The organism is Streptomyces sp. SID8374 (genome assembly GCF_009865135.1).
In the GTDB taxonomy this organism is placed as follows: Bacteria; Actinomycetota; Actinomycetes; order Streptomycetales; family Streptomycetaceae; genus Streptomyces.
The window spans coordinates 5,080,040-5,105,766 of the sequence record NZ_WWGH01000001.1; the positions used below are offsets into that span (position 1 = coordinate 5,080,040).

At 71.9% G+C, this 25,727-nt stretch carries 22 protein-coding genes, 1 pseudogene and 1 CRISPR repeat array; of the genes and pseudogenes, 12 read left to right on the top strand and 11 right to left on the bottom strand.

Features of this window, described 5'->3' with window-relative positions; all coding sequences use genetic code 11:
• Positions 1-2: 2 nt before the first annotated feature.
• Complete coding sequence (locus GTY67_RS22770; RefSeq protein ID WP_093690846.1) at positions 3-650, top strand: OmpA family protein; 648 nt, start codon at positions 3-5, stop codon at positions 648-650.
• A 72-nt stretch (positions 651-722) separates the two neighbouring features.
• On the opposite strand, the pseudogene GTY67_RS22775 reads toward GTY67_RS22770, so the two are convergent.
• The 3 genes and pseudogenes from GTY67_RS22775 to GTY67_RS22785 form a co-directional block, all read right to left on the bottom strand.
• Positions 723-2,376: pseudogene (locus GTY67_RS22775) on the bottom strand (ATP-binding cassette domain-containing protein).
• 252 nt (positions 2,377-2,628) lie between these two features.
• A CRISPR array of direct repeats spans positions 2,629-2,840; the repeat unit is 29 nt; unit sequence CGGAACACCCCCGCCTGCGCGGGGACCAC.
• 358 nt (positions 2,841-3,198) lie between these two features.
• A complete protein-coding gene (locus tag GTY67_RS22780) occupies positions 3,199-3,792 on the bottom strand; it encodes a hypothetical protein (protein WP_161279811.1) in 594 nt (197 codons plus the stop codon).
• A gap of 47 nt (positions 3,793-3,839) precedes the next feature.
• Positions 3,840-5,840, bottom strand: coding sequence for a hypothetical protein (locus GTY67_RS22785; protein ID WP_161279812.1), 2,001 nt, complete (start codon positions 5,838-5,840; stop codon positions 3,840-3,842).
• Positions 5,841-6,169: 329 nt separating this feature from the next.
• Between GTY67_RS22785 and GTY67_RS22790 the strand changes: the two genes are divergently transcribed.
• The 3 genes from GTY67_RS22790 to GTY67_RS22800 all read left to right on the top strand — a co-directional run bounded on the left by GTY67_RS22790 (position 6,170) and on the right by GTY67_RS22800 (position 8,616).
• Entirely contained in the window at positions 6,170-6,763 is a 594-nt protein-coding gene (locus GTY67_RS22790; protein WP_161279813.1) for a hypothetical protein, read from the top strand.
• 158 nt (positions 6,764-6,921) lie between these two features.
• On the top strand, positions 6,922-7,329 hold the full coding sequence (locus tag GTY67_RS22795; protein WP_256062284.1) for a hypothetical protein: 408 nt from the start codon (positions 6,922-6,924) through the stop codon (positions 7,327-7,329).
• An 87-nt stretch (positions 7,330-7,416) separates the two neighbouring features.
• Positions 7,417-8,616, top strand: a complete 1,200-nt coding sequence (locus tag GTY67_RS22800) for a hypothetical protein (protein ID WP_161279814.1) — start codon at positions 7,417-7,419, stop codon at positions 8,614-8,616.
• On the opposite strand, the gene GTY67_RS22805 is transcribed toward GTY67_RS22800, so the two are convergent.
• Entirely contained in the window at positions 8,613-9,011 is a 399-nt protein-coding gene (locus GTY67_RS22805) for a DUF192 domain-containing protein (RefSeq protein ID WP_093690854.1), read from the bottom strand. The two genes, GTY67_RS22800 and GTY67_RS22805, sit on opposite strands and share 4 nt — an antisense overlap.
• 114 nt (positions 9,012-9,125) lie before the next feature.
• On the opposite strand from GTY67_RS22805, the gene GTY67_RS22810 reads away from it, so the two are divergent.
• The 3 genes from GTY67_RS22810 to GTY67_RS22820 all read left to right on the top strand — a co-directional run bounded on the left by GTY67_RS22810 (position 9,126) and on the right by GTY67_RS22820 (position 11,485).
• On the top strand, positions 9,126-9,998 hold the full coding sequence (locus GTY67_RS22810; protein WP_161279815.1) for an A24 family peptidase: 873 nt from the start codon (positions 9,126-9,128) through the stop codon (positions 9,996-9,998).
• Between the two features lie 103 nt (positions 9,999-10,101).
• Positions 10,102-10,902: a class I SAM-dependent methyltransferase gene (locus tag GTY67_RS22815; RefSeq protein WP_161279816.1), complete on the top strand. Its 801-nt coding sequence runs from the start codon at positions 10,102-10,104 to the stop codon at positions 10,900-10,902.
• Between the two features lie 139 nt (positions 10,903-11,041).
• Positions 11,042-11,485: a hypothetical protein gene (locus GTY67_RS22820; RefSeq protein ID WP_161279817.1), complete on the top strand. Its 444-nt coding sequence runs from the start codon at positions 11,042-11,044 to the stop codon at positions 11,483-11,485.
• Between the two features lie 148 nt (positions 11,486-11,633).
• On the opposite strand, the gene GTY67_RS22825 is transcribed toward GTY67_RS22820, so the two are convergent.
• Both GTY67_RS22825 and mgrA read right to left on the bottom strand, forming a co-directional pair.
• A complete protein-coding gene (locus GTY67_RS22825; protein WP_161279818.1) occupies positions 11,634-12,812 on the bottom strand; it encodes a winged helix DNA-binding domain-containing protein in 1,179 nt (392 codons plus the stop codon).
• A gap of 570 nt (positions 12,813-13,382) precedes the next feature.
• Positions 13,383-14,432 (bottom strand): L-glyceraldehyde 3-phosphate reductase, encoded by a 1,050-nt coding sequence (gene mgrA, locus GTY67_RS22830; RefSeq protein WP_161279819.1) that lies wholly within the window; start codon positions 14,430-14,432, stop codon positions 13,383-13,385.
• A gap of 219 nt (positions 14,433-14,651) precedes the next feature.
• On the opposite strand from mgrA, the gene GTY67_RS22835 reads away from it, so the two are divergent.
• The 4 genes from GTY67_RS22835 to GTY67_RS22850 all read left to right on the top strand — a co-directional run bounded on the left by GTY67_RS22835 (position 14,652) and on the right by GTY67_RS22850 (position 19,745).
• On the top strand, positions 14,652-15,413 hold the full coding sequence (locus GTY67_RS22835; RefSeq protein WP_093690864.1) for an isoprenyl transferase: 762 nt from the start codon (positions 14,652-14,654) through the stop codon (positions 15,411-15,413).
• A gap of 368 nt (positions 15,414-15,781) precedes the next feature.
• Positions 15,782-17,104: a PhoH family protein gene (locus GTY67_RS22840; protein WP_030561348.1), complete on the top strand. Its 1,323-nt coding sequence runs from the start codon at positions 15,782-15,784 to the stop codon at positions 17,102-17,104.
• A gap of 392 nt (positions 17,105-17,496) precedes the next feature.
• Positions 17,497-18,219: a transglycosylase SLT domain-containing protein gene (locus GTY67_RS22845; protein WP_093690866.1), complete on the top strand. Its 723-nt coding sequence runs from the start codon at positions 17,497-17,499 to the stop codon at positions 18,217-18,219.
• 122 nt (positions 18,220-18,341) lie between these two features.
• Positions 18,342-19,745, top strand: a complete 1,404-nt coding sequence (locus GTY67_RS22850) for an AI-2E family transporter (RefSeq protein WP_161279820.1) — start codon at positions 18,342-18,344, stop codon at positions 19,743-19,745.
• A 72-nt stretch (positions 19,746-19,817) separates the two neighbouring features.
• Here GTY67_RS22850 and GTY67_RS22855 read toward each other — a convergent pair whose 3' ends face one another.
• Positions 19,818-20,351, bottom strand: coding sequence for an alkyl hydroperoxide reductase (locus GTY67_RS22855; RefSeq protein ID WP_161279821.1), 534 nt, complete (start codon positions 20,349-20,351; stop codon positions 19,818-19,820).
• A gap of 10 nt (positions 20,352-20,361) precedes the next feature.
• Complete coding sequence (locus tag GTY67_RS22860) at positions 20,362-20,916, bottom strand: peroxiredoxin (RefSeq protein ID WP_007452441.1); 555 nt, start codon at positions 20,914-20,916, stop codon at positions 20,362-20,364.
• 132 nt (positions 20,917-21,048) lie between these two features.
• Here GTY67_RS22860 and GTY67_RS22865 point away from each other — a divergent pair, with 132 nt between their 5' ends.
• Entirely contained in the window at positions 21,049-22,038 is a 990-nt protein-coding gene (locus GTY67_RS22865; RefSeq protein ID WP_093690872.1) for a hydrogen peroxide-inducible genes activator, read from the top strand.
• A gap of 48 nt (positions 22,039-22,086) precedes the next feature.
• On the opposite strand, the gene GTY67_RS22870 is transcribed toward GTY67_RS22865, so the two are convergent.
• From GTY67_RS22870 to GTY67_RS22880, 3 genes are read right to left on the bottom strand one after another with little or no spacing between them, the layout of a single operon-like run.
• On the bottom strand, positions 22,087-24,489 hold the full coding sequence (locus GTY67_RS22870; RefSeq protein ID WP_161279822.1) for an FtsX-like permease family protein: 2,403 nt from the start codon (positions 24,487-24,489) through the stop codon (positions 22,087-22,089).
• Positions 24,486-25,172 (bottom strand): ABC transporter ATP-binding protein, encoded by a 687-nt coding sequence (locus tag GTY67_RS22875; protein ID WP_161279823.1) that lies wholly within the window; start codon positions 25,170-25,172, stop codon positions 24,486-24,488. Before GTY67_RS22875 ends, GTY67_RS22870 begins: the two co-directional genes overlap by 4 nt.
• Positions 25,169-25,693 carry a PadR family transcriptional regulator gene (locus GTY67_RS22880; protein WP_093690878.1) on the bottom strand — a complete coding sequence of 175 codons (525 nt, stop codon included), beginning with the start codon at positions 25,691-25,693 and terminating at the stop codon, positions 25,169-25,171. The genes GTY67_RS22875 and GTY67_RS22880 overlap by 4 nt, the downstream gene beginning before the upstream one ends.
• Between the last annotated feature and the right edge of the window lie 34 nt (positions 25,694-25,727).

Genomic DNA, 25,727 nt, shown 5'->3' on the forward strand with positions numbered 1-25,727 from the left:
ACATGAAGATCACCCGACGTTCCGGAGCGAGGCGGAACGCAGGACAGGCCGCCGCGGTCGTCCTGCTGTTCGCCGGAGTCACGTTGTGCGGTGTGGCACCGTCGTCGGCCGACGACGGACCGAGCGTTCCCCCCGGCACGCAGGCGAGTGCCGAGCCGCCCGTCGCCGTCGACCCCGCCGACCCCGACCTCAAGATGCCGGAGGGCGGCACACTCGCCCCCGGCCGGGTCCTCGACATCGTCCAGGTCGTCGAAGACCTCGGCGGCGAAGAACGCCGCGAGGACAGCAACGCCGACATCAAGTTCGCGCTCCAGGCCGAAGTCCTCTTCGGCAAGGACAGCGCGAAGCTGGGCGCGGCCGCCAACGCCCGTATCGCCGCCATCGCCGACGAGATCAAGAAGCAGAAGGCCACCAAGGTCCGCGTCTTCGGCTTCACCGACAACCTCGGCTCCTCCGCCCACGGCGACGTCCTCTCCAAGCAGCGCGCCGACGCCGTGCACGGGGTGCTCTCCAAGCTGCTCGGCCCCACGATCACATACGAGATCCGGGGCTACGGCGAGCAGTACCCGATCGCCAGCAACAGCAACGAAGAGGGCCGGAAGAAGAACCGCCGCGTGGAGGTCTCCTTCCCGCGCGGCGAGGGTTCCTGACCCCAGCCGGGAAACCCGCACGGCCAAGGGGCCGGCACCGCGACGTGATCGCGGTGCCGGCCCCTCCGGCCATCACGCCGGCTGCCGCCGCACCAGCTCGTGGAGGTAGCCTCCCGGGATCGCCAACAGGTCCTCGGGGCGCCCCTGTTCCACGACCCGGCCGTCCGCCATCACGATCACCCGGTCCGCGTCCATCACCGTGGACAGCCGGTGCGCGATCACCAGGCGGGTGGCTTCCAGGCGCTGGGTGCTCCCGATCACCGTCCGCTGGGTCTCGTTGTCCAGCGCACTCGTCGCCTCGTCGAAGAACAGGATCCGCGGCCGCCGGATCAGCGCCGCCGCGATCATCAGCCGCTGCCGCGATCATCAGCCGCTGCCGCTGCCGCTGCCGCTGCCGCTGCCGCTGCCGCTGCCGCTGACCGCCAGAGATCGCCCCGCCCCCGGCGATCATCGTGTGCAGGCCCATCGGCATCCGCCGGATGTCCTCGGCGAGCCCCGCCATCTCGACCGCCTCCCACGCCTCCTCGTGCGTGAACGGCTCCGTGCCGCAGATGCAGTCCAGGATCGACCCGGTCAGCGGCTGGGCGTTCTGGAGCACCACCCCGCACTGACGCCGTACAGCCGACCGGTCGAGGGCGGCCAGGTCCTGGCCGTCGTACAGCACATTGCCGGACTCCGGCCGGTCGAAGCCGATCAGCAGCCGCAGCAGTGTCGACTTCCCGCAGCCGCTCGGGCCCACGACCGCCACGAACTCGCCCGGCCGGATCTCCAGCGACACCTCGTCGAGGACCGGCGGGCCGTCATCGGCGTACCGGAAGGAGAGCTTCCTGGCCTCGATCGGACCCGACAGCACCCCCGGCCGGGCGCTCGCCCCCTTCACCTCGGGCATCTCCTCCAGCACCGGCCTGACCTGCTCGTACATCGGCAGCGCGGCGGCCGCCGACACCAGGGCGCCGGTCAGCTGGGTGACCGACGCCAGCAGCATCGTCACCGACGTGCTGAAGGTCAGGAACGCCCCGGCCGACATCGTCCCGCGCGCCGGACCGGCCAGCAGCACGAACATGATGAGCGAACAGAGCGGCAGATGGACCGAGTCGAGGACCGTCGTGATGTTCCTGATCCGCCCGGCCCGCTGGTGCATCTCCCGCGAGCGCGCGAACTCCCGCGCCCAGGCCGCGTAAGCGAAGCTCTCGGCGGCGGCGACCCGCAGCTTCGGCAGCCCCCGCAGGGTCTGGAACGCCTGGTTGCCGAGTTGGTTGTTCAGCTTCACCAGCCGCCGCTGCCACCGCAGTTGCCACAGCCCGAGCGCCAGGAACACGGCCGCGATGACGACGAGCATGCCGATCGCCGCCAGCGCCAGCGGCACGCTGTGGAACAGCAGCAGCCCGAGATTCACCGCGCCGACCGTCCCCGCCTGCACGGCCACCGGGCCCACCCCGGCCAGGACCCGCCGAATCGCGCTGATCCCCATGGCGGCGCCGGCCAGTTCGCCCGTGGAACGCTCGGTGAAGAACCTCGTCGGCAGCCGCAGCAGCCGGTCCCGGACGGCCGGTTGCAGCGTGCTCTCGATCCGGCCCTCCATCCGCAGCAGCGACAGGCTCTGCAACAGCATGAACGTCGCCCCGACGACGCTCGTGATCATCAGGACCAGGCACACCTGCGCGATCAGATCCGTCTGCGCCCGGGGCACGAACGTACCGAGGATCTGCCCGGTCGCGATCGGCACCAGGGCACCCAGCCCGACCGTCACCAGACCGCTGATGAGGAGGTTGCGCAGGTCGGCCCGGGCGCCCCGCAGACCGAACAGCAGCAGCCGGGCCGTGCGCATCGGCTTCTCCGGCAGCGGCCGGTAGAACATCACCGCCCGTTCCGCGAAGTCCGCCGCGTTGTCCTCGTCGCCCCGGTTCCGGCTGCCCGTCGCCGGGCTGACCGCCTCGTAACGGCCCCGCCGCCACAGCAGCGCCACCGGCGCCCCGGACGGAACACCCCCGCCTGCGCGGGGACCACGCGATCGGGCCGGCTGTGACGCTGGTGGCGTGCGGAACACCCCCGCCTGCGCGGGGACCACCGAAGCTGCTGAAGGATGCGCTGGGCTTCTTGCGGAACACCCCCGCCTGCGCGGGGACCACCCGGGCCCCGGGCCAACCCGTGGTTGGAAAAACGGAACACCCCCGCCTGCGCGGGGACCACTCTTCCTGACCTGCGGCGTTAGAAGGGCTTTGCCGGCCCTTGACCTTTCGCCGCTCCCGCCACCCTCCCATTGTCGCAGGGGCAGGAATGCTCGATGGGCAAAGCGCTCAGAAGTCTGGGTCGGGCCGTGCGGTGTTCCCTGCGGCCGCCGCCACAAGGAACACCGCACGCCGTGGCAATATCTGGGCAGGTGCAGTGGGCCACGCGGATGGAACGGGTGGAGTGGGGTGCGAAGCAGGTGCAGGCGGTCGTGACTGTCCGTTCGTCCGGGCGCGGCCCGGCGGACAGGTCGCGGGCGGCAGTGGCGTACAAGCGCCCCCGCGTCCCCTGAACCTTCCGAACGGCCCCCGCCCACCCCCTACTTCACCGTGATCGACCCCACGAACGCATCAAGGTCCTCCGCGTCCACCGCGTCCCTCACCGCGTTCAGCCGCACCACGAACGGCACGCCCCCCGAGTCCACGCCCGCCACCAGGACGCCCGTCATCGGGGTGCCCTTGTTCGGGGTGTCCTCCTTGCCGTCGGCCGTGAAGTCGTAGTCGATGCGGCGGGCGTCGCGGGCGGTCGACGGGCCTGCCAGGCGGACGTCCTCCGTGGCCTTGCGGGTGGTGCCCAGGCCGATTCCGGCGCCTGCCGCGGCCGCCGCCCCGGCCGCGTCGCTCACGCCTGTGGCGAAGTTCAGCTGGACGGAGACCATGCCGGTGCGGACGCCGTCCTCCACCTTCAGGGCGACCGCCGCGTTGCTCCTGCTCCGCTCGGCCGCCGGCTGCTCCGCGTACCCCTGGTCCTTCGGGTAGCCGACGCTCAGGCTCTCCGTGTCCAGCGTGGACCAGCCCTCCGGGATTGAGGCCTTGCCGTCGGTGTCCTCGCCGCAGCCGGCCAGCGCCAGGAGGAGGGACAGTCCCAGGGCGGCCGTCGCGGCCCGCCTGCCCGTGTGGGGCCTTCTCGTCATCGTCATCGCCTCTCAGGTCCACCGTGCGAACGGCGGCCACGTCAGCATCAGTTCGCGCAGTAGCTGTACGGAAGATACGTGCGGCCGTCACCCCGCGGCGCCCCCAGGAACCGCGCGTCCGTCAGCGTCTCCTTCTTCTGCTCGTCGGAGAGCGAGAACCCGAGGCTCATGCCGAGCGAGATCTCGAAGCCGAACTCCTGCGCGTCGCTCTCCCCGAGGTAGCGCATCGTGCTGGACAGCCCGTCCTCGAACATCAGGTTCTCGAAGGGGTCGTTGCCCGAGGGGCGCGTCTCCATGCCCCGGTCGCCGAAGAGGTACTCGAACGGGGCGGTGTTGTTGCCGGAGCCGTCCAGCCACTGTTCGGCGACGGCCCGCTTGGCCTCGGTGGCCGCGTCCGCCTCCTTGCCGAAGACGATCGAGTTGGTCACCACGTCGATGCCGCTCTCGCCCGAGGGGTCCGACACGCTGCCCTTGCCGCCGCGCTTGTCCGCGCCCGACTCGCCGTTGTCGCCGCCCACTTCGACCTTGCCGGAGGGCGAGCCGGTCTCCACCGTCTGCGTCATGTCGATGCGGACGATCTTCCCGGTCCTCTGGTCGCGGGTGACGGTGATGGCGCCGGTGCGGTTCTGCTTGGCGCTCAGCGTGCCCTTGAGCGGGCCCGTGTTCCCGCTGAGCTTGCCTTCCAGTTCCAGCTTGGCGGTGTACGTGTACGACTCGTTGCCGTTCACGTCGTCCTTGGTGATCGTCACCTCGGGCGAGAACGTGGCCTTGCCGCCCAGCTTGGCGCCGAGTTCGTCCTCGTCACCGCCCTTCACGGAGAGGCCGCCGTCGGCGTAGGCGTTGAGGCCGACCGTCGAGTACGAGATCTTCTTGTCGCCGATCTTCCGCTCGATGTCTTCCTTCTTCTCCGCCCACTTCATGGCGGAGTACCAGTTGCCCCCGTACCCGCCACCGTGCTTGGTGGCGGTCTCCCACATCTTCATCTCCTCGATGTCGTCCCGCATCTTCTGCGCCTCTTCCTCGCTCGCGAAGATCCAGGTGTCACCGTTGGTGATCTTGATGCCGCCGCCGATGTCGACATCCGCCTTGCCGAGCTTCCCCAGCTTCACCCCCGGCGTACTGGCCGTGACCCCGGCGGAGGCCGCGTCGGTGAACGTCATGGAGACGACCTTGTCGTTGGCGTCGACCTTCCCGTCCCCGTTGACGTCGGTGTTGGCCTGGGACACCTTCTGCTGGAAGCCGTACTCCTCGCCCCACTCGAACCAGCCGATCTTGACCTTGCCGCCCGCCTTGTCCGAGAGCGACGAGATCTGGCACATCTTCGGCTCGTAGTCGGCGTCCGTCTTCGGCTGCGCCTCGGGCTCCCCGCCGCCCGTGGTGCACGACCCGCCGCCCCCGGCCAGCGCGGTGATCGCACAGCGGATCCGCTCCCCGATCTGCCCGCCGACCCCCGCCATCGCCATCGCGCCGATGAGCGTCACGACGAGGACCACGACCCCCAGGTACTCCATCGCGGTGGCGCCGCTGTCACGCCAGTTGTACGAGTACGTCGGCGGGGGAGCGGGCCGGGAGGCGCGCTCCTCCAGGAGCCGGTCGACGGCCACCCCCGACGCCGCGCCCGTGGCCAGCGCCGCCACCGGCATCAGGAGGCCCTCCATCCCGACCGCCTCCCACGAGACGGCGAAGCCGTACGCCAGACCGGCCACGGGCACGGCCAGCGCGGCGAGCAGGTAGAAGAGGCGGGACTCGCGGTGCTCCTCGGGCAGCATGCGGGCGGCGGCCAGGACGGTGAGCAGGGTGACGACGAGCGCGGGGATGTGCAGCAGGGAGAGCCGCCAGCCGAACGACTCCAACCGCGCCTCGCTGCCCAGCAGTTCGAGCAGGACCCGGCTCGTCAGGAACCCGGCGCCGAGGTAGACCAGCGCGCCCGTCGCCCAGCTGCGGGTCAACGCGAAGAAGCGGCCGCCCGGTTCGGTGCCTGCCAGGGCGCCGGAGCCCCCTGCACCCCGGCGTCCTGGCGGTATGTGGCCCGCGCTCCCGTCCCCCATGCCCCCGCCACCGTTCACGGTGCACCCTCTCTCCGAACCCGTGACCCGGCACCCGGAACGCGCGTGGGGCGCGCGGGCGCCGACTGCCTGCCGGCAGGCAGTGAGCGTACGGCCGGGATCACGTCCTCCGCGCGGGCCCCCGGTCCCAAAGTCGGGCCCAAGCAGGCCGGTTGCGCCCTCCCGTGCCGCTCTTTGGGCCGCCCGTGGGTCCGTGGGCCCACGCCGCGCGTGCCCGCCCCTCGGTACGCTCGGACGTGCCGGTGGCCGCCTACTCTTGCATGTGCGCACGCGAATTATTGGGTTCATGACGTGATGGGGCGGGGGCGTCGATGAGTGCCGGGTTCTTCCACTCGTACCACCTGGGCTGGACCCGGCTGGACGCCGCGACGCTCCTGGGTGACCTGGAGGCGGAGGGGCTCCGCCCGGCCCATCCCGTGACCGGGCGCACCGTGCTCGTCAGCCTGGACCACCCCTCGTCCGGGGCCCGTTCGCCGGTGACGCGGGAGCAGCTTCTCTCCCTTTCCGGTCTGCAAAGGCTCCAGGAGGTCGGCTTCCGGCTGTGGGTGGATGAAGGCCCCGATCTTCTGGTGCGCATACGGCGGGCGCGCGCCGGTGTCGTCGCCGTCGAGTTCTCCGTGGGCGAGCTGCCGCCGGTGGAGCGGGAACGCGCGGTGAGCGCCATCCGGCGGACCGTCGGCCGGGCCTCCGTGCTCTGCATCGGCTTCGTCGTCGACCGGAGCGGTGCGACGGCCGGCACCGACTGGGACGGCGTCGTCATCGAGGGCTCCGCGCCGCTGGATTCCTGGCCGGACGCCGTCGCCGTACGGGAGGAGATCGCCGCCGGGCACCCGCAGTTGACGGCGGTGGACTCCGTCGCGATCTCGCCGTGGCGGGTGTTCGGTAGCGCCGTGCCCAGCCTGTGAGCGGGGCGGGCCGCATGTGCCCTGGGCATGGGTCCTCGGGCCCAAGACGCCTGCCGGGGAAGGGAGTTAGCGTCTGCCGTCGTAACCGATCAAGGTTCGTCCCGGTGTCCTGTCAGGGCTTCCGCGGGCGGGCAGGCGACCAGAAGGTGACGACAGACGTGCAGACGGCGGAGGAACTGACGCTGACCGACGAGGAGTCCCGGCTCCTACAGCTCGGCCTGATCGAGTGGTGCGGCCCGGCCCGCTCCACGGAGGAGTTCGCCGTGGCCATGGGCTTCGACGGCACGGAGGACCTCCACTACCGCTCGCTGCGGATCAGGGCGGCACTGATCGCCCGGGAGGCGCTGGAGCCGATGGACTGGGCGCGGGCGCTCCTCGCCACCGAGGTGGCGTTCGCCAGCGACGTGGTCGGTTCCGGTTACGAGTGGTCCACGACGACCGGCTGGTCCGACGAGGCGACCGTGCGCGTCCTGCGCTCCACCCAGCTGAAGCTGATCCGCACGGTCGCCCCGCTCGTCGGCCGCGACCTCGGCACCCGCCCGGCCCTCCGCCCGGCGACCGGCTGAGGGGCCGCCGGGCCCGGCACCACCGGGCACGGGACCGCTGCGGTACCGAGGTCGGGGCACCCCGCCCCGGAGGACATAATCGGCAATATGTCCGACCACCAGCTCCGTACCCGGATGCCCCGCGCCCCGGCCCCCCACCCCCGGGGCCCCGGCCCCCGGGCGGCCACCGCGCTCCGGGCCGCCGCGCCCGCGCTCGCGGTCTACGCCGCCGTCCGGGCCTTGGGGCTCCTGGTCCTCTGGGCGGCGGGTCACGCCTCCGGCAAGGACCCCCTGGCGCGGCTCGCCGGGCGCTGGGACTCCGTCTGGTACCAGCGCATCGCCGAGAACGGCTACGGCTACACCGTCACCTTCCCCGACGGCGCCGCCCACTCCGACCTGGCCTTCTTCCCCCTCCTCCCCGCCTTGGAGCGCGGGATCTCCGAGGTGGCCCCGCTCACCCTCGGCAGCGCGGGGCTCCTGGTCGCCTGGACGGCCGGGCTGCTCGCCGCCTGGGGCATCTACGCCGTCGGGGCGGCGCTGTACGGGCGGCGTACGGGGGTGGTGCTGGCCGCGCTGTGGGGCGTGTACCCGACGGCGTTCGTCCAGTCGATGGCGTACACGGAGACGCTCTTCACCGCCCTGGCCGCCTGGGCGGTGTACGCGGTCCTCAAAGGCCGCTGGCTGGTGGCGGGCGCCCTCTGCGTGCTGGCAGGGCTCACCCGGCCCTCGGCGGCCGCCCTCATCGCGGCCCTGGCTATCACGGCCGCGGTCACCCTCGTACGGGAGTACCGAGCCGGGAACGGCCTCGGCCCCGTACTCCGCCGCAACGCCCGCATGATCGCCGGGGTGGCGCTCGCACCGCTGGGCTGGCTGGCGTACGTGGTGTTCGTCGCCGTCCGCGAAGGCAGCCCGGTCGCGTACTTCGAGGTCCAGGCGCAGTGGGGCAACAGCATCGACGGCGGCCGCGCGCTCGCCGCCTTCATCGCCGGGCTGCCGCTGCCCGCCGCCCTCGGGCTCTGCGCGGCGCTCGGGCTGCTCGGCTGGCTGGTGGTGCTCTGCGTACGGCAGCGGCAGCCGCTGCCCCTCCTCGTCTACGGGATCGCGGTCGTCGTCATCTCGCTGATCGGCGCCGGGTACTTCGGCTCCCGGCCCCGCCTGATGATGCCCGCGTTCCCGCTGCTCCTGCCGCCCGCCGCCGCGCTGGTACGGCTGCGGAGCGCGGGACGCACGGCAGCCGTCATCGCCGTACTGGCCTGCGCGTCGGCGGCCTACGGCGCCTGGACCCTGCTCGGCGCGGGCCCGCCCTAGGGGGTGCCGGGCGCGGGCCTTCCCCAGGACGTGCCCGCCGCCCGCAGCTCCACCCGCACGCCCGGCCGCAGCCCCCACCGCTCCATCGCCCCCGCCTCCGCCTCCACCACATGGCGGGACCGCAGCCGGGGCAGGCCGAGCCGGCCGGGCTTCATGGTGCGGACCGCCAGCACGGTGAACTTCCGGTCCAGGTACGCCACATCGATGGCGAACCGCATCCGGAAGGTGTGCACGCTCCCGGCCGGAGTGAGCAGCAACGCCCCCTCGATCCCGTCCTGCCCGAGCAACCCCCGGGTCCGTGCCCGGTACGAGGCCGCTATCCGCAGCGGCACCTTCCGGGCCCCCGCGTCCCCGCCGACCGTCAGCGTCCCCTCGCCATCACGCCAAGTCCTCATGGGCACCGACCGTAGCGCCCGGCGCCCGCCCCCGGGACCCGAACGGCCCGGAGCGGGCCGGAGTGGGCCCCAGGGCCCAAGCCCCTTGTCAGCGCGGCCGATTAGGGTCGTGGTGTGGACCTCGCGCTGCTTGTTGCCGCCGCCGTCTGGGGCGGAGCCACCGGACTGCTGCTCCCGCGCGCCGCGTACCGGTTCGCCGTGGAACCAGAGGACCCCTGGCGCACGGCCTGCCCCGCCGGCCACGCGTTCACCGGCCGGTTCGGCGCGAGCTGGCTGGGCCCGGCCCGCTGCCGGTCCTGCGGGCCTCGCGCGCGGACGTCCGTACGGTACGGGGGCGAGGCCGACGACCCGGTCCCGCGCGGGGAGCAAGCCGAAGCCTCTGTCCCGTACGGGGAGGAGGCCGACGCGCCGGTCCCGTACGGGGACGACCGGCCCGCCCCCGCCCCCTACGCCCCCAACACCCTCGCCCCCCTGGTCACCGTTCTCGTCTGCATCGCGCTCGCCGCCGCCACGGGGGCCCGGCCCGAGCTCGGCGTCTGGCTGCTTCTCGCCCCGCCCGCCGTTCTCCTGGCCACCGTCGACCGCCGCGTCCACCGGCTGCCGGACCCGCTCACCCTGCCCTTGGCCGGTGCCGCCGTGCTCCTCCTCGGCGGGGCGGCCCTGCTCCCCGGGCACGCCGGGTCCTGGACCTCCGGGCTGCTCGGCGGGCTGGTGCTCGGCGGGTTCTACCTTCTGCTCTTCCTCATCAACCCGAACGGCATGGGCTTCGGCGATGTGAAGCTCGCCCTCGCCCTGGGTGTCGCCCTCGGCTGGTACGGCTGGGCGGTGCTCTTCCTGGGCGGGTTCGCCGGGTTCCTGTTCGGGGCGGCGTACGGACTCGGGCTCGTCCTCCTGCGCCGGGCGGGGCGCAGGACGGGCATCCCGTTCGGCCCGTTCATGATCGCCGGGGCGCTGACCGGGGTGCTCCTGGGGGCCCTGGCGGCCTGAGCCCCCGCAGTCCGGTCCGTGAGCGGCAGCCCGTACGCCCATGGGGACGTACCGCCCCGGAATCCATTCGCGCCACCCGCCCCTGGCCTGGCACGATCCCCGTATGTCCGAACAGTTCCCCGTGCCCTTCACCTCCGCCGCCTCCCGCGACCGGTTCGAGGTCCTCGTCGCCGAGGCCGCCTCCGTCTCCGTGGACGGGTGGGACTTCTCCTGGCTGGAGGGGCGGGCCACCGAGCAGCGCCCCTCCTGGGGGTACGCCCGCGCCATGGCCGGCCGGCTCGGCGAGGCGCGGGCCGCACTCGACATCCAGACCGGCGGCGGCGAGGTGCTGGCCGCCGCGCCCAAGCTCCCGCCGGTCACCGTGGCCACCGAGTCCTGGCCGCCGAACATCGCCCGCGCCACCGCCCTCCTGCACCCCCTCGGTGCCGTCGTCGTGGCGGACGCGGACGAGCCGCCGCTGCCCTTCGGCGACGCGGCCTTCGACCTGGTGGTGAGCCGGCACCCGGTGACCACCTGGTGGGAGGAGATCGCCCGGGTGCTCACCCCCGGCGGTACGTACTTCTCGCAGCAGGTCGGCCCGGCGAGCGTCTTCGAGCTCGTCGAGTTCTTCCTCGGCCCGCAGCCGCCCGAGGTGCGCCGAGGCCGTCACCCCGAGGACGCGCGCGCCGCCGCCGAGGCGGCGGGGCTGGAGGTCGTCGACCTGCGGCCCGAGCGGCTGCGCACCGAGTTCTTCGACATCGGCGCGGTCGTCTACTTCCTCCGCAAGGTGATCTGGATGGTGCCCGGCTTCACCGTCGAGAAGTACCGCCCCCAACTGGCCGAACTCCACCGGAAGATCGAGGAGGAGGGGCCGTTCCTCGCCCACACCACACGCTTCCTGATTGAGGCCCGCAAGCCCCTGTGACGTATCTAGGGGCGTGCCAGGAAAGGTCAACCTGCTTACCCCGGACGCCAGTTCAGCCTTGCCTCCCAGGCAACGCGATCGTGCGAGCCGCCGTCCTACTCATCGGGAGCAGGCCCAGCGAGAAGGACGGGGAGCGGCCATGACGGTGGAGAGTGAAGAGTACGGAGCTCCGGCCGGACGAGCGCGGAGCGGCAACTCCGACTGGCTCACGGGCTCCCGGATCACCGCCGTGCACGGCGTCTTCTACCGGCCGGAGGGGCGCGCGGGCGAGCCGGAGGCCGTGGAGTTCGTGTTCGACCGGGGCCAGTCCGTCCTGCTGACCTGCACCTCCGACTGGACGTTACGCGTCACCCCGGGCACCTGGCCGCTGCTGCCCGACTGGTGCGTACCGGCGAACCAGTGGCAGCACGCCCCGCTGACCCAGCTGCCGCCGGTGCCGTACGAGGGGGCCTGGACGGTCGTCGGCACGCTGGAGCGCCGGGACGGGCGCGGCGAGGTCCATGAGGCGGTCATCCGGTGCGAGGAAGGTGACTTCGTGGTCGCGGCGGGCGACACACTGGCGGTCCGCTTCCACCCGCACTGACCGCGCCCGGCCGGGGCCGCACCGAGTGCACTCCACCGAGCCGCCGCTGACCACGCCCCACCGATGCCCCACCGAGCATCGGCGCCCTCCGCAGAGCCCCCCCCGCGCCGGACACCCCTCCGCAGGCCCCCGCCCGCGCCCACCACCCCTACGCATGCGCCCCCACCGACACCACCCCCACCGTCAGCTCCGCCCGCTCCTCCATGACCGCCCCCACCCGCTCCACCTCGTCCTCCAGCGCCCGCAGCCGCCGCGCCGGCAGCGGCTCCAGCGGCTCCACCGTCACCGCGATCCGCTTCCCCGAGCGGCGCTGGTGCCAGACGCCCGCCACCGTGCCGTCCACCAGCAGCACCGGGTAGTTCCCCGCCTGCCCGCCCGCGAGCGCACGCTCGTACGCCCGACCGGGGAAGAGCCGCTCGCGGGGCTGGGAGGCGATGGCGAACGCGTCGAAGTAGGGGAGCAGGCGCACTCCCCGTACCGGATCGGCCGGGAAGTCCGTGTCGCCCGCCACCACCCAGGCGGGCCCGGCGTCCTCGAACGCCACCTCCTCGATCGACCCGGCGGCAGCCAGTGACGCGAACAGCTCCTCCGCCCACCGCTTCGGCGCGGCGGGCCAGCGGGCGAAGTGGGCCGGGGTGGCCGGACCGTACGCGGACAGGTACCGCTCCACCAGGGCCGCCTGCGCCTCTGGGCCGGGCAGCGGGGTGTACCCGGGGTTGGTGTAGGCCGCCCGGCGGCCCCGGTTCGGGGCGTACGCCAGCGCGCCCCGGTGTCCCGCCAGGTGCAGGACCTGCCGCCAGCGCGGCCACATCGTCTGGAAGCCGGGCATCACCAGGTCCCCGGCCCACGGCCCGGTCCGGGCGACGACCTCGTCCGAGAGCTCGTCGACCGTCAGCTCCGCCCCGGTCAGCGCCGCCCCGATCGCCGCTACGACCTCCTCCACCTGCTCCGGGGTCATCCGGGTGTCCTGGGGGAACGGATTCGGGCCGGTCGGTACGGCGGAGAGCGCGCCGGTCCACAGCGGCAGCTCCGCCGCGGGCAGCAGGTGGACCGTGCCGCGCGGCCCGAACGTCTTGACCAGGGTCCGCCGGGCCGGGTCCTCGGCCCACAGCGCCGTACGCACGTCCGTGCGCGTCAGGCCCTCGCCGCGCAGCCCCACCGACAGCTCGGCCGCCGACAGCACCTGGGCGTGTGTGCCGAGCATCGCGCCGGCGGCTTCGGCGGGGGAGAGGCCGGAGGCCGGGGCCGACAGATGCTGGCGGGCCAGCCTCCGGGCGTTCGCCTCCGGCCAGGTCACTGTCTCGTTCGCACGGGCGCGTGGGGTCATGGAACGAACCTGGAGCGCCTTCAGGTCAGCCTCTGTCCGCAACGGCACGCACCGTGCCCTGTGGCGTCAAGCCCGCGCCCGGTGACGCCCCCTCGATACCGGGGGCGAATCCGGGCCCGCGAGCGCGGCCCGTAGGGCGCTCTTCCTGCCCGTTTCCGACTCCGGCCGAGCCCGTTTCGGAGTCCGGCGAACTCGGAGAGTAGTTGTGGAGTGGCGCGGCACCCGGCGGGACTTACGAAGGGTTATGGTGGAAACCCCCCCCTCGGGCCGGTCCGTATCCCCCCCCCACGGACCGGCCCGTTTTTTCTGGGCCGGTACGGTCCCCGCCCCGCCGAGGCCGTCGCGACCGCCGCCTGCCCCGTCGCGAGGCCGCCGCGGAGCCCATCGAGGACCTCACGCAAACCCCTCCGGGACCGCCGCGAAGCCCACCCGGGACCCGTCACGCAAGCGCCTCCGGGACCGCCGCGAAGCCCATCCAGGACCGTCACGCACTCACCTCCGGGACCGCCACGCAAGCGCTTCCGGGACCGGGCCCCTCCAGGACCGTCGCGCAGCCCTTGTGACCGAACGTCAGCCGCGTCCCGCCCAGATATTGGTGCCCTCGGTGTCCACGGCGAAGGCGTCGATCTCCTTCAGCTCCGCGGCCGTCAGCGCCGGTCCGGCCAGCGCCGCCACGTTCTCCTCCAGCTGCTTCACACTCGACGCGCCGATCAGCGCCGACGTCATCCGGCTGTCGCGCAGCACCCACGCGATGGCCAGCTGGGCGAGCGACTGGCCGCGCCCCTGCGCGATGTCGTTCAGGCCGCGCAGCCGGCGCAGGACCTCGTCCGAGAGCAGCCCCGGGTCCAGCGACTTGCCCTGGGTGGCGCGCGAGCCCTCCGGGATGCCCTTCAGGTACTTGTTCGTGAGCAGGCCCTGGGCGAGCGGTACGAAGGAGATGCAGCCCATTCCGGCCGCCTCCAGGGTGTCGAGGAGGCCGTCGTCCTCGATCCAGCGGTTGATCATGGAGTAGGACGGCTGGTGGATCAGGGCCGGGACGCCCATCTCCCGCAGCAGCCCGGCCGCCTGTGCCGTCTGCTCCGCGTTGTACGAGGAGACGCCCGCGTACAGCGCCTTGCCCTGCCGCACGGCGGACGCCAGGGCGCCCATCGTCTCCTCCAGCGGGGTGTGCGGGTCGAAGCGGTGCGAGTAGAAGATGTCGACGTACTCCAGGCCCATCCGCTTCAGCGAGGCGTCGAGCGAGGACAGCAGATACTTGCGGGAGCCCCACTCGCCGTACGGGCCGGGGTGCATGAGATATCCGGCCTTGGTGGAGATGACCAGCTCGTCCCGGTACGGGGCGAAGTCCTGGGCGAACAGCTTGCCGAAGTTCAGCTCGGCCGAGCCGGGCGGCGGCCCGTAGTTGTTGGCCAGGTCGAAGTGCGTCACCCCGAGATCGAAGGCACGGCGCAGGATCGCCCGCTGGGAGTCCAGCGTCCGGTCGTCGCCGAAGTTGTGCCACAGGCCCAGCGACAGGGCGGGCAGCTTGAGGCCGCTGCGCCCGGTGCGGCGGTACTCCATGGAGTCGTAGCGCGTGTCGGCAGCGCGGTAGGAGAGGTCGGGGGAGAGGTAATCAGTCACTTTCCCTCCTTATCACGGAGTTGTGACAGACCGGGTTGGGCCCCCGTGACCCGGTCGCAGTAATGTGGCGGCTTCGGGGAATGCCGATGTGCGGCGCGGCTCATGCCCGCGCGGGTCCGTGCGGACCGCGCAGCGCTCCCCCCGCGGGGGTGGACCCCGGACCCCCGGCGACGGGGAGGGCGGGCCCCGGGCCCGTACGGAACCGAGAGGGTGAACTCAGTGAACTTCCGCGACCTGGTGTACAGGCTCTACGCGCGCCGGGTGGAAGGCCGCCTGGACCACGACCAGGTGCCGAAGCACATCGGGGTCATCCTCGACGGGAACCGCCGGTGGGCGAAGGCGTCCGGCGGCTCGGCGGTGCAGGGCCACCAGGCGGGCGCGGACAAGATCTCCGAGCTGCTCGGCTGGTGCAGCGAGACCGATGTCGAGGTCGTCACCCTGTGGATGCTCTCCACGGACAACTTCGACCGGCCCGAGCACGAGCTGAAACCGCTCCTGCGGATCATCGAGAACACCGTACGCAATCTCGCCGCCGACGGCCGCTGGCGCGTCCACCACGTGGGCACCCTCGACCTGCTGCCCGCCGAGACGCAGCTGGTGCTCAAGGAGGCCGAGCAGTCGACGTCCCATGTCGAGGGGATAATCGTCAATGTCGCCGTGGGCTACGGCGGCCGCCAGGAGATCGCGGACGCCGTGCGCTCGCTGCTCCTGGACCACTCGGAGCGCGGCACGACCTTCGAGGAACTGGCCGAGATCGTCTCCACCGACCTGATCTCCGAGCACCTCTACACCCGGGGCCAGCCCGACCCCGACCTGGTGATCCGGACCAGCGGCGAGCAGCGTCTCTCGGGCTTCATGCTCTGGCAGAGCGCCCATTCGGAGTACTACTTCTGCGAGGTCTTCTGGCCGGCCTTCCGCAAGGTCGACTTCCTGCGGGCGCTGCGCGACTACGCCGCCCGCCACCGGCGCTACGGGGCCTGAACAGGCCCTCCGCCCGCACCGGCCGATGACTCCTCTATATAGGTGAGTCATCGCGCGTCCACCGGGACTTCTCCACACCGTGTCATATGCAGCGGCATGGCTTCGGGCCGAACAGGGAATACCCCTGACAGGTCGACATCCGGTCACCAACCAGGCGGATGTCGCATCCAAGTGAGCGGCACCCAGTCCGCTCGCCCGGGAGGCCCTTTGCACACGAAGGACCGTAGACGCAGTCAGCCTGCGGCCGACGCGGAGGCCGTGGTCCGGCCCGAGCACAAGGGCCCGATCCCGGTCCGTCCTCTCCCTTCGGGAAGCTCCGCGACCGTTCGTCGCACTCCCCGACCTCGTCCGAGGGGGTACGTCCTTCCGTGGTGACCAGTAGCAAGCGCCGCATGCCCGACAGGCGCACATACGTTCTCGACACCAGCGTCCTGCTGGCCGATCCCGGAGCCATGGCCCGCTTCGACGAGCACGAAGTCGTGCTGCCGATCGTCGTGGTCACGGAGCTGGAGGCCAAACGGCACCATCCGGAGCTCGGATACTTCGCCCGGCAGGCCCTGCGCCTGCTGGACGACTTCCGGATCCGGTACGGCCGGCTGGACGCCCCGATCCCCCTCGGGGATCTGGGCGGGACGCTCCGCGTCGAACTCAACCACTCCGACCCCGGCGTCCTGCCCGCCGGCTACCGGCTGGGGGACAACGACTCCCGGATTCTCGCGGTCGCCCGCAACCTCCAGGCGGAGGGGTACGACGTCACGGTCGTCTCCAAGGACCTGCCCCTGCGGATCAAGGCCTCCTCGGTCGGCCTGCTGGCCGAGGAGTACCGCGCCGAGCTGGCCATCACCGACTCCGGCTGGACCGGGATGACCGAGCTGTCCCTCTCGGGGGAGCAGGTCGACCTGCTCTTCACCGAGGAGACGCTGTACGTCCCCGAGGCCGCCGAGCTGCCCGTCCACACCGGCCTGGTCCTCCAGTCCGAGCGCGGCAAGGCGCTGGGCCGGGTGACGGCCGAGGGCAATGTGCGGCTCGTGCGGGGCGACCGGGAGGCCTTCGGGATCCACGGCCGCAGCGCCGAGCAGCGGATCGCCCTCGACCTGCTCCTCGACCCGGACGTCGGCATCGTCTCGCTGGGCGGCCGGGCCGGCACCGGCAAGTCGGCGCTCGCCCTGTGCGCGGGGCTGGAGGCGGTGCTGGAGCGCCAGCAGCACAAGAAGGTGATGGTCTTCCGTCCGCTGTACGCGGTGGGCGGCCAGGAGCTCGGCTATCTCCCCGGCAGCGAGGCCGAGAAGATGAGCCCCTGGGCGCAGGCGGTCTTCGACACGCTCTCGGCGGTCGCCGGGCGCGAGGTCATCGAGGAGGTGCTGGGGCGCGGGATGCTGGAGGTCCTGCCGCTCACCCACATCCGGGGCCGCTCGCTCCACGACGCGTTCGTGATCGTGGACGAGGCGCAGTCGCTCGAACGGAACGTGCTGCTGACCGTGTTGTCCCGGATCGGGGCGAATTCACGGGTGGTGCTCACCCATGACGTGGCCCAGCGGGACAACCTCCGGGTCGGCCGGTACGACGGAGTCGTCGCCGTGGTCGAGAAGCTGAAGGGTCATCCGCTCTTCGCCCATGTGACGCTCACGCGTTCGGAGCGTTCGCAGATCGCCGCACTGGTGACCGAAATGCTGGAGGAAGGGCACATCTGACCTGCATGTCCTGTTGATGCCGCCCGGGTGAGCCAAGGAGCTTAGCCGGGCGGCATCGTGTTGCGCCGTCATTTCCGCGAAACCGATGGCCCAAACGGGGTGTGACCTTTCCCACGCAACACAGAATTGCCCTGTGGCGTCCCCGTCCGGCAGAGTCTTGCTTCCGTCAGGCCCCGCATACGGCACTTGGGCACCTCCAGAGGTGCCACGCACCACACAACTCCACACAAGACCGCCCGTATGCCGCCCGCGAGCACCACGCGGCGACCTCCTCAACAGGGGTCGCCCAACGGGCCCGTGCCTCCCGTGACCCACGCAGTAGGGAGGCCAGTGCCAGGGGCACGAACGCGCCCGCGAGGTCACCTAAGCGGACGATGCTGGAAGGACACCATGTGAGCCGGATCTCGGTCCGGGGGTTCGCCGTGGCATCTGCCACCGCGGTCACCACCGTTGGCGCCGTCGTAGGCGTTGCTGCGGGCGGCGCACCTGCCGCCGACGACAACAACTTCGAGGCTGCCGCAGCCGACACCACGCTGCTCGCAGACATTCCCGCGGGCCAGCAGGCCCAGGTCCAGACCGCTTCGCTGACGCAGCAGGCCGATGCCCAGGCATCCGCCGCCGACGCCGCCGCGAAGAAGTCCGCCGAGGAGTCCGCCCGCCTCCAGGCCGCCAAGGACGCCAAGTCCAAGAAGGCGGAGGCCGAGGCGAAGGCCGAAGCCGAGCGCCGGGCCGCGGAGAAGGCGAAGAAGGAGAAGGAAGCCGCCGAGCGTGCCAGCCGGTCCTCCGTCCGCGACGCCTCCTCGTTCTCCGCGCAGGGCTCGTACACCGTGGCCCAGGTGCAGGCGATGGCCCGCCAGATGGTCCCCGCGGACCAGTTCCAGTGCTTCAGCAACATCGTGAACCACGAGTCGACCTGGAACTACCGCGCGACCAACCCGTCCTCCGGGGCGTACGGCCTGATGCAGGCCCTCCCGGGCCACAAGATGGCTTCCGCCGGCGCCGACTGGCAGACCAACCCGGCCACCCAGATCAAGTGGGGCCTCAGCTACATGGACAGCCGCTACGGCTCCCCGTGCGGCGCCTGGTCCTTCTGGCAGGCCAACAACTGGTACTAGGAGCCGAAACGCTCCTGCGAAGCCCCCCACCGCGAGCGCGGTGGGGGGCTTCGCGCGTGTACGGTCGCATCCGGCGATCCCGGGCAGCGCTGGGGAGCGAAGTTGGGGGAAGGGAAAGAGACATGTCGAAACTACCGGGCTGGCTGGACCGCTTCGGGTCCGAACTGACGGAGCTGGGCGCACGCCTGGAAGAGCGCCGGGCACGCGCTGTGGAGGACGACGAGCCCCTCGGGGCGACCGGGACCTCCGCCACCGCCCCCGACGAGCCCGGTCAGGTGCCCGCGCCGCCCACGTACGCCCCCTCCGTCGCCGCCAAGCCCGATCCGGTCGCGGCGATCCCGTGGGGGATGCGGGTCGCGGCCGAGGCGGGGTGGCGGCTGCTCGTCCTCGCGGGGACCCTCTGGGTGCTGATGCAGATCATCACCGCCGTACAGCTCGTCGTCCTGGCCTTCTCCGCCGCCCTGCTCATCACGGCGATGCTCCAGCCGACCGTCGTACGGCTCAAGCGGTACGGGCTGCCGCACGGGCTCGCCACCGCCGTGACGGCGGTGCTCGGGTTCGTCGTCATCGGCCTGGTCGGCTGGTTCGTGGTGTGGCAGGTGATGGAGAACCTCGACACGCTCTCCGACCGGGTCCGCGACGGCATCGACGAGTTGAAGCGCTGGCTGCTGGACAGCCCCTTCCACGTCACCGAGTCGCAGATCAACGACATCGCCAAGAACCTCAACGACACCATCGGCACCAACACGGAGGAGATCACCTCCGCCGGACTCCAGGGCGTCACCTTCATGGTGGAGTTCCTCACCGGCCTGCTGCTGGCGATGTTCTCCACGCTCTTCCTGCTCTACGACGGCAGGCGCATCTGGGAGTGGTCTCTGAAGCTCGTGCCCGCCGCCGCCCGCCCCGGGGTCGCCGGGGCCGGGCCGCGCGCCTGGCGCACGCTGACCGCCTACGTACGCGGCACGGTGCTCGTCGCCCTGATCGACGCCATCTTCATCGGCCTGGGCCTCTACTTCCTCAATGTGCCGCTCGCGGTGCCGCTGGCCGTGTTCATCTTCCTGTTCGCCTTCATCCCGCTGCTGGGTGCCGTGCTCTCCGGGGCGCTGGCGGTGGTCGTCGCGCTGGTCACCGAGGGCGTGTTCACCGCGCTGATGGTGCTGGTGGTGGTGCTGGCGGTGCAGCAGATCGAGGGCCACATCCTCCAGCCGTTCATCCTGGGCCGGGCGGTGCGGGTCCACCCGCTGGCCGTGGTACTCGCGGTCGCCACGGGCGGCCTGGTCGCGGGCATCGGCGGTGCGGTGGTCGCCGTACCGCTGGTCGCCGTCGTCAACACGGTGGTCGGCTATCTGCGGTCGTACGCGACCCCCGCCCCGGTCGGCGGACAGCACGGGGCCACCGCGCTGGGCGTCGCCCCGACACCACCGCCCGCCGCACCGCAGCCGGCCGCGGACGACGGACCGGACCCGGAGCCCGTCGCCCCGGCCGAGCCCACGGAGCCGCCCGGGAGCGAACCGCCGGAGAAGTAGGCGTACATACGGAAAGAGCCCCGGGGACGGTCGGTCGTCCTCGGGGCTCTTCCTCGTATCAGGTGCGGGTGACTACTCGGCGAGTACGGCCTCGGCGTCGAGGGTCACACCGACCGCCTGGATCACCGAGGCGACCTTGACGGCCTCCTGGATGGTCTCGCGGTCCACGCCGGCCTTGCGGAGCACCTGCTCGTGGGAGTCCAGGCACTGGCCGCAGCCGTTGATGGCGGAGACGGCGAGCGACCACAGCTCGAAGTCGACCTTCCCCACGCCCGGGTTGCCGATGACGTTCATCCGCAGGCCCGCGCGGAGCGTGCCGTACTCCGGGTCCGACAGCAGGTGCCGGGTCCGGTAGAAGACGTTGTTCATCGCCATGATGGCGGCCGCCGACTTCGCCGCGGCGTACGCCTCGGGCGACAGGTTGGCCTTCGCCTCGGGCTCCAGCTCACGCAGCACCCGCGGCGAGCGCGAGGCGATCGCGCAGGCCAGCACGGTGCCCCACAGCTGCTGCTGCGGGAGGTCGCTGTTGCCGATGACCGAGCCGAGGTTCAGCTTCAGGTCCTTGGCGAAGTCCGGTACGGCGGACTTGAGTTCGTCGAGAGCCATGGGTATCAGCTCACTCGCCCGAGAGGAGCGCGACCGGGTCGAGGGTGTTCTCGCCCTTGGTCCAGTTGCACGGGCACAGCTCGTCGGTCTGCAGGGCGTCGAGGACCCGCAGGACCTCCTTGGGGTTACGGCCCACGGAACCGGCGGTCACCATCGTGAACTGGATCTCGTTGTTCTGGTCGACGATGAAGACGGCGCGCTGCGCGAAGCCGTCCTCGCCCTCGATGCCGAGGTCACGCATGAGCTCGTGCTTCGAGTCGGCCAGCATCGGGAAGGGCAGGTCGGTCAGGTCCGGGTGGTCCTTGCGCCAGGCGTGGTGCACGAACTCGGAGTCACCGGAGAAGCCGAGGACCTGGGCGTCGCGGTCGGCGAACTCCTCGTTCAGCTTGCCGAAGGCGGCGATCTCCGTGGGGCAGACGAAGGTGAAGTCCTTCGGCCACGCGAAGACGATCTTCCACTTGCCCTCGTAGGTCTTGTGGTTGATCTGCTCGAACTCCTTGCCGCTCTCCAGCGAAACACAAGCGGTCAGGTCGAACTCGGGGAACTTGTCACCGACAGTGAGCACGCGCTCTCCTTGCAGCATAGGAAATCCCTTTTCGGGAGATTTCCTGAGGGTTGGACGAGATCCACCTTGGCACAGAGTGCATTGATCAGGGAAATAGCTACACTCGGTCGTGATGATCGGAGGTGCCTATCAGTGGCGCAGGGAAAACAGGGCATACGCCCGAAGCAGTCCGGTAAGTCGGCCGCCAAGCAGCCCAGTCTCTCCCAGCTGCGGGCCTTCGCGGCGGTGGCGGAACATCTGCACTTCCGGGACGCGGCGGCAGCAATCGGGATGAGTCAGCCGGCACTCTCCGGAGCCGTCTCCACCCTGGAGGAGGCACTGGGTGTCCAGCTCATCGAGCGTACGACGCGCAAGGTGCTGCTCTCGCCCGCCGGGGAGCGGCTCGCGGTGCGGGCCGGTGTCGTGCTGGAGGCCGTCGCGGCGCTGATGGAGGAGGCCGAGGCCGCCCGCGCGCCGTTCACCGGGGTGCTCCGGCTCGGCGTGATCCCGACCGTCGCCCCGTATCTGCTGCCCACCGTCCTCCGGCTGGTCCACGACCGCTACCCCGACCTCGACCTCCAGGTCCACGAGGAGCAGACCTCCTCCCTGCTGGAGGGGCTCGCCGCCGGACGCCTGGACCTGCTCCTCCTCGCCGTGCCGCTCGGGGTCCCCGGGGTCAGCGAGATCCCGCTCTTCGACGAGGACTTCGTGCTGGTCATGGAGCAGGACCACTGGCTCGGCGGCCGCGCCGACATCCCGCGCGACGCGCTGCGGGAACTGCCGCTGCTCCTCCTCGACGAGGGCCACTGCCTGCGCGACCAGGCCCTGGACATCTGCCGGGAGGCCGGGCGTACGGAAGGGGCGCCGGTCACCACGACCGCCGCCGGGCTCTCCACCCTCGTCCAACTGGTCGCGGGCGGGCTCGGGGTGACGCTGCTGCCGCGCACCGCCGTGACGGTGGAGACCGCCCGCAACGACGCCCTGGCCACCGGGTACTTCGCCCACCCCGCCCCCACCCGGCGGGTGGCGCTGGCGATGCGGGCCGGGTCGGCGCGGGGCGGCGAGTTCGAGGAGTTCGGCGCCGCGCTGCGCGGGGCGATGCAGCCGCTCCCGGTCCGGGTGGTGGCCCCCTCCGAGGGGTGAACGGACGGGGGTGGGGCCGGACTTCCGCCCGGCCCCACCCCCGTACCCCTACTCCGTCCGCAGCCCGTCCGGCCGCATCAGCCGCCACAGCGACGGCATCGACAACGCCGTCACCAGCAGGATCAGCCCTGCCCCGGCCCCCGTCAGCGGCAGGAACAGCCACCAGTCGGAGACGCTCGTCCCGACCATCCAGGCGAGCACCGCGCCGAGCCCCAGCCCGCCCGCGACCGCCACCGCGAGGCCCAGGACCACGGGGACGGCGGTCTGCCACAGGACCGACCAGCCCAGCGTCGTACGCCGGGTGCCGAAGGCGACCAGCACCGACAGCAGCCGCCTGCGCTCGCGCAACTGCTCCAGCTGGGAGACCAGCATCGAGGCGGCGATCAGCAGCAGCACCACACTCGCCCCGACCTGGAGGCCGGTCTGGATGCTGGCGTACTGCCGGTCGCGCTCCACCGAGTCGAGGGTGGCGAAGCGCATGCCGGGATCGATCCGGGCCGCCGTGTTCCGTACGTACTCGGCGACGTCCGGCAGGCTCCGGTCGACCCGGATCTGGGCGGTGATCGTCGCCCCGGGCAGCTTGCCCGCGTCGACCGCCCCGGTGGTGGCCATGATCCCCCAGTGCGGGGTGCCCATCGGGTCGGTGCGCCCCGTCACGGTCGGGGAGTCGGCGGGCAGCGTCCACCGCAGCGGCTTCCCCGTCCCGGACCCGACCTCCACCACCTCGCCCTTCCGAGCGGTCCGGTCGACCCAGGCGGACATGTCCTTGTCGTTCTCCGGGTGGACGACGAACGTGTCGCCGTCCCGGCAGGCGCCGATCCGGGCCAGCTCGCGCAGGGTGGCACAGGTGCCGACGGTCAGCGAGGTGGTGGGCGGGATGTCGTCCTCGGCGTAGACACCCGGCTTGGACGCGTACGCCTCCACCGAGCCGATGACCACCTCCACGCCCTTGGTGGCCCGGAACTGTTCGATGGCGGAGGTGGCCGCCTCACCCGTGACGTTCTCGGAATACGCGGCGAACTGGGCCCGCGTGGGGTCCTGGCCGGTCATCCGGTTGAAGTCGGCGTTCATCGAGGCGAACAGCATCTGGAGGGCGACCGCCCCCGCCACCGCCACGGTGACCCCGCTGACCGCGCGGGCCGCGGCCCCGCTGCTCAACTGGAGCCTGCGGGTGGCCAGCTGCCAGGGGACCGGGCCGCCGCGCAGCCGGTTCACGCACGCCTCGACCAGCCAGGGCAGCAGCAGGGCGAGCCCGACCAGCACGAGCACGGCACCGGTCGCGATGAAGTACGGGTTCAGGGGCGCGTACTCGTACGCGCTGATCCGGCCCGTGGATCCGAGCACCGCAAGACCCGCGACCGGCACCAGCAGCCGCCACCAGAGCCGGCGGCCCCGGTCGCGGCCCCGGCGTACGACACCGAGCGGTTCGATCACCACGGAACGCATCGCGACCAGCGTGACGAGCACGGCGGTCAGCGGCACCGCGACGGTGATCAGCGCGGCGAGCAGCGGATCGGGCACCAGGTCCGCCGGGAACGCGCTGACGTCCCAGATCTCCACCGCACCGGCGAACCGCCGCCCCACGAGGAAGAGGACCAGCCCGATCAGCAGCCCGAGGACCGCGCCGAACAGCGCCTCCCCGGCGGCGATCCGCCGGGTGGTACGGATGTCGGCGCCGACCAGGCGGAGCGCGGCGAGCCTGCGGTCGCGCCGGTCGCCGCCGAACCGCACGGCGGTGGCGATGAAGATCGCGACCGGCACCAGCAGCACGACACAGACCATGACGGTCAGCACGACCAGCAGCGGCGGCAGCGGATCGGCCTCGCGGGGGTCCCCGTACCCGGCGATCCGGTGGCCGCCCGCGGCGGGGGTCAGGGTCTCGCTGCCCGCGTAGTAGAGGAGTTCGTTGGGCGAGCGCAGCCCGGCGTCACCGATCGTGCCGGTGATCCCGTACGGCAGCCGCTCGCGCAGCAGCTCGTTGCCGGGGTCGGCGAGCAGCTCCTTCAGGGCGGGGGAGACCACCATCTCGTCCGCCGCGGGGAAGCGTTCGACACCGGGCGGCAGGACGGGCGCCGAACCGTCGGCGCGCATCAGGTAACCCTCGACCGTCCGGTCGTGGTACTCGGTGGTCGTGTTGATCCGCACCACCGAGGAGTCCGACTTCGCGGCCCGCCCGTCGGACGCGCCGGAGGCGGGCGCCTCCTTGCGGGCCTGGTCGCGCGCGGAGCGTTCGTCCAGCATGTGCGGTACGGAGGAGGCGAGCAGCAGCAACGCGACCCCGAGGCCGACGCCGACTGCCGTCAGCAGCGTACGGATCCAGCCCTCGCGGCCCCCGGCGGCGGCGAACCGGATGCCGAGGCCGAGGTCCCGGAGGGTGGCCGCACCGCGTGGGGGCGGCTTCGGGCGGTCCTGTTCGGCGGCGGGGGACTCACGGGAGCCGAGCAGCGTCATACGGCGTGCTCCAGGTCGCGCGCCCGGCCGTCGCGCACGGTGACATCACGGTCGGAGTAGGCGGCGACCCGGGCCTCGTGGGTCACCAGGACCACCGCCACGTTGGAGGAGCGGGCGGCCTCGGTGAACAGCTCCATCACCCGCTCGCCGTTCAGGGAGTCCAGGGCGCCGGTCGGCTCGTCGGCGAAGATCACCTTCGGGGAGGCCGCCAGGGCGCGGGCCACGGCGACCCGCTGGCCCTGGCCGCCGGAGACCTCGCCGGGGCGCTTGGCGCCGAGGCCGTCGACCTCCAGGCGCTCCATCCACTCCCGGGCGGTGCGCTCGGCGGCCTTGCGCCTCACCCCGTTCAGCCGCAGCGGCAGGGCCACGTTCTCCACACAGGTCAGCTCCGGCACGAGCTGGCCGAACTGGAAGACGAACCCGAAGTCGCTGCGGCGCAGGGCGCTGCGCTCGGCGTCCGACATCGCGGAGAGCTCGCGGCCGGCGTAGGTGATGGTGCCGGAGTCCGGGGTGACGATCCCGGCCAGACAGTGCAGCAGGGTCGACTTGCCGGAGCCGGAGGGGCCCATCACGGCGACGACCTCGCCCGGGTGCACGGAGAACGAGGCACCGTCCAGGGCGGGCGTGGAGCCGTAGGTCTTGCGCAGATCGTGCGCGGCGAGCAGGGAGCCTTCGGGGATCACGGGGCCACCACCTCGGCGAGCTGGTCGAGGCGGGCGGCGGTCAGTTCCAGCCAGCGCAGATCGGCTTCCAGATGGAACAGGGCGTGGTCGCAGATCAGCTGGTCGGCGAGGTCGCCCTTGCGCTTGCGATCGGTGAGGACGCGCATCATCCGCAGGTGCTCCGAGCGCTGGGAGTCCAGCAGACCCGAGGCGCTGCGGTCGGTCAGGAGCGCCAGGACGACCTTGGTGTAGAGCGTCGACTGGAGGTACGGCTCCGGCTTCTCGGGCTGCATGAGCCAGCGCGAGACATCGGTGATCCCGGCGTCCGTGATGGCGTACCGCTTGCGCTCGGGTCCCCCTTCGCTCTCGATGCCGTCGACCTCGACGAGCCCGTTCTTCAGGAGGCGGGACATCGTCGAGTAGACCTGGCCGTAGTGGAGCGGGCGGTCCTGGCCGAACTTCTCGTCGAAGGTCCGCTTCAGGTCGTAGCCGTGGCGGGGGCCGGATTCCAGGAGCCCTAGGAGGGTGTGACCGATAGACATGGCAAGCACTCTACACGGGGTGTATACCTGGTGT

Coding starts and splice junctions, on each gene's coding strand:
- GTY67_RS22880 (WP_093690878.1), bottom strand. CDS start 25,693: ATGTCTATCGGTCACACCCTCCTAGGGCTCCTGGAATCCGGCCCCCGC.
- GTY67_RS22785 (WP_161279812.1), bottom strand. CDS start 5,840: ATGGGGGACGGGAGCGCGGGCCACATACCGCCAGGACGCCGGGGTGCA.
- GTY67_RS22850 (WP_161279820.1), top strand. CDS start 18,342: ATGTCGAAACTACCGGGCTGGCTGGACCGCTTCGGGTCCGAACTGACG.
- GTY67_RS22770 (WP_093690846.1), top strand. CDS start 3: ATGAAGATCACCCGACGTTCCGGAGCGAGGCGGAACGCAGGACAGGCC.
- GTY67_RS22870 (WP_161279822.1), bottom strand. CDS start 24,489: ATGACGCTGCTCGGCTCCCGTGAGTCCCCCGCCGCCGAACAGGACCGC.
- GTY67_RS22855 (WP_161279821.1), bottom strand. CDS start 20,351: ATGGCTCTCGACGAACTCAAGTCCGCCGTACCGGACTTCGCCAAGGAC.
- GTY67_RS22780 (WP_161279811.1), bottom strand. CDS start 3,792: ATGACGAGAAGGCCCCACACGGGCAGGCGGGCCGCGACGGCCGCCCTG.
- GTY67_RS22825 (WP_161279818.1), bottom strand. CDS start 12,812: ATGACCCCACGCGCCCGTGCGAACGAGACAGTGACCTGGCCGGAGGCG.
- GTY67_RS22805 (WP_093690854.1), bottom strand. CDS start 9,011: ATGAGGACTTGGCGTGATGGCGAGGGGACGCTGACGGTCGGCGGGGAC.
- GTY67_RS22800 (WP_161279814.1), top strand. CDS start 7,417: ATGTCCGACCACCAGCTCCGTACCCGGATGCCCCGCGCCCCGGCCCCC.
- GTY67_RS22820 (WP_161279817.1), top strand. CDS start 11,042: ATGACGGTGGAGAGTGAAGAGTACGGAGCTCCGGCCGGACGAGCGCGG.
- GTY67_RS22815 (WP_161279816.1), top strand. CDS start 10,102: ATGTCCGAACAGTTCCCCGTGCCCTTCACCTCCGCCGCCTCCCGCGAC.
- GTY67_RS22790 (WP_161279813.1), top strand. CDS start 6,170: ATGAGTGCCGGGTTCTTCCACTCGTACCACCTGGGCTGGACCCGGCTG.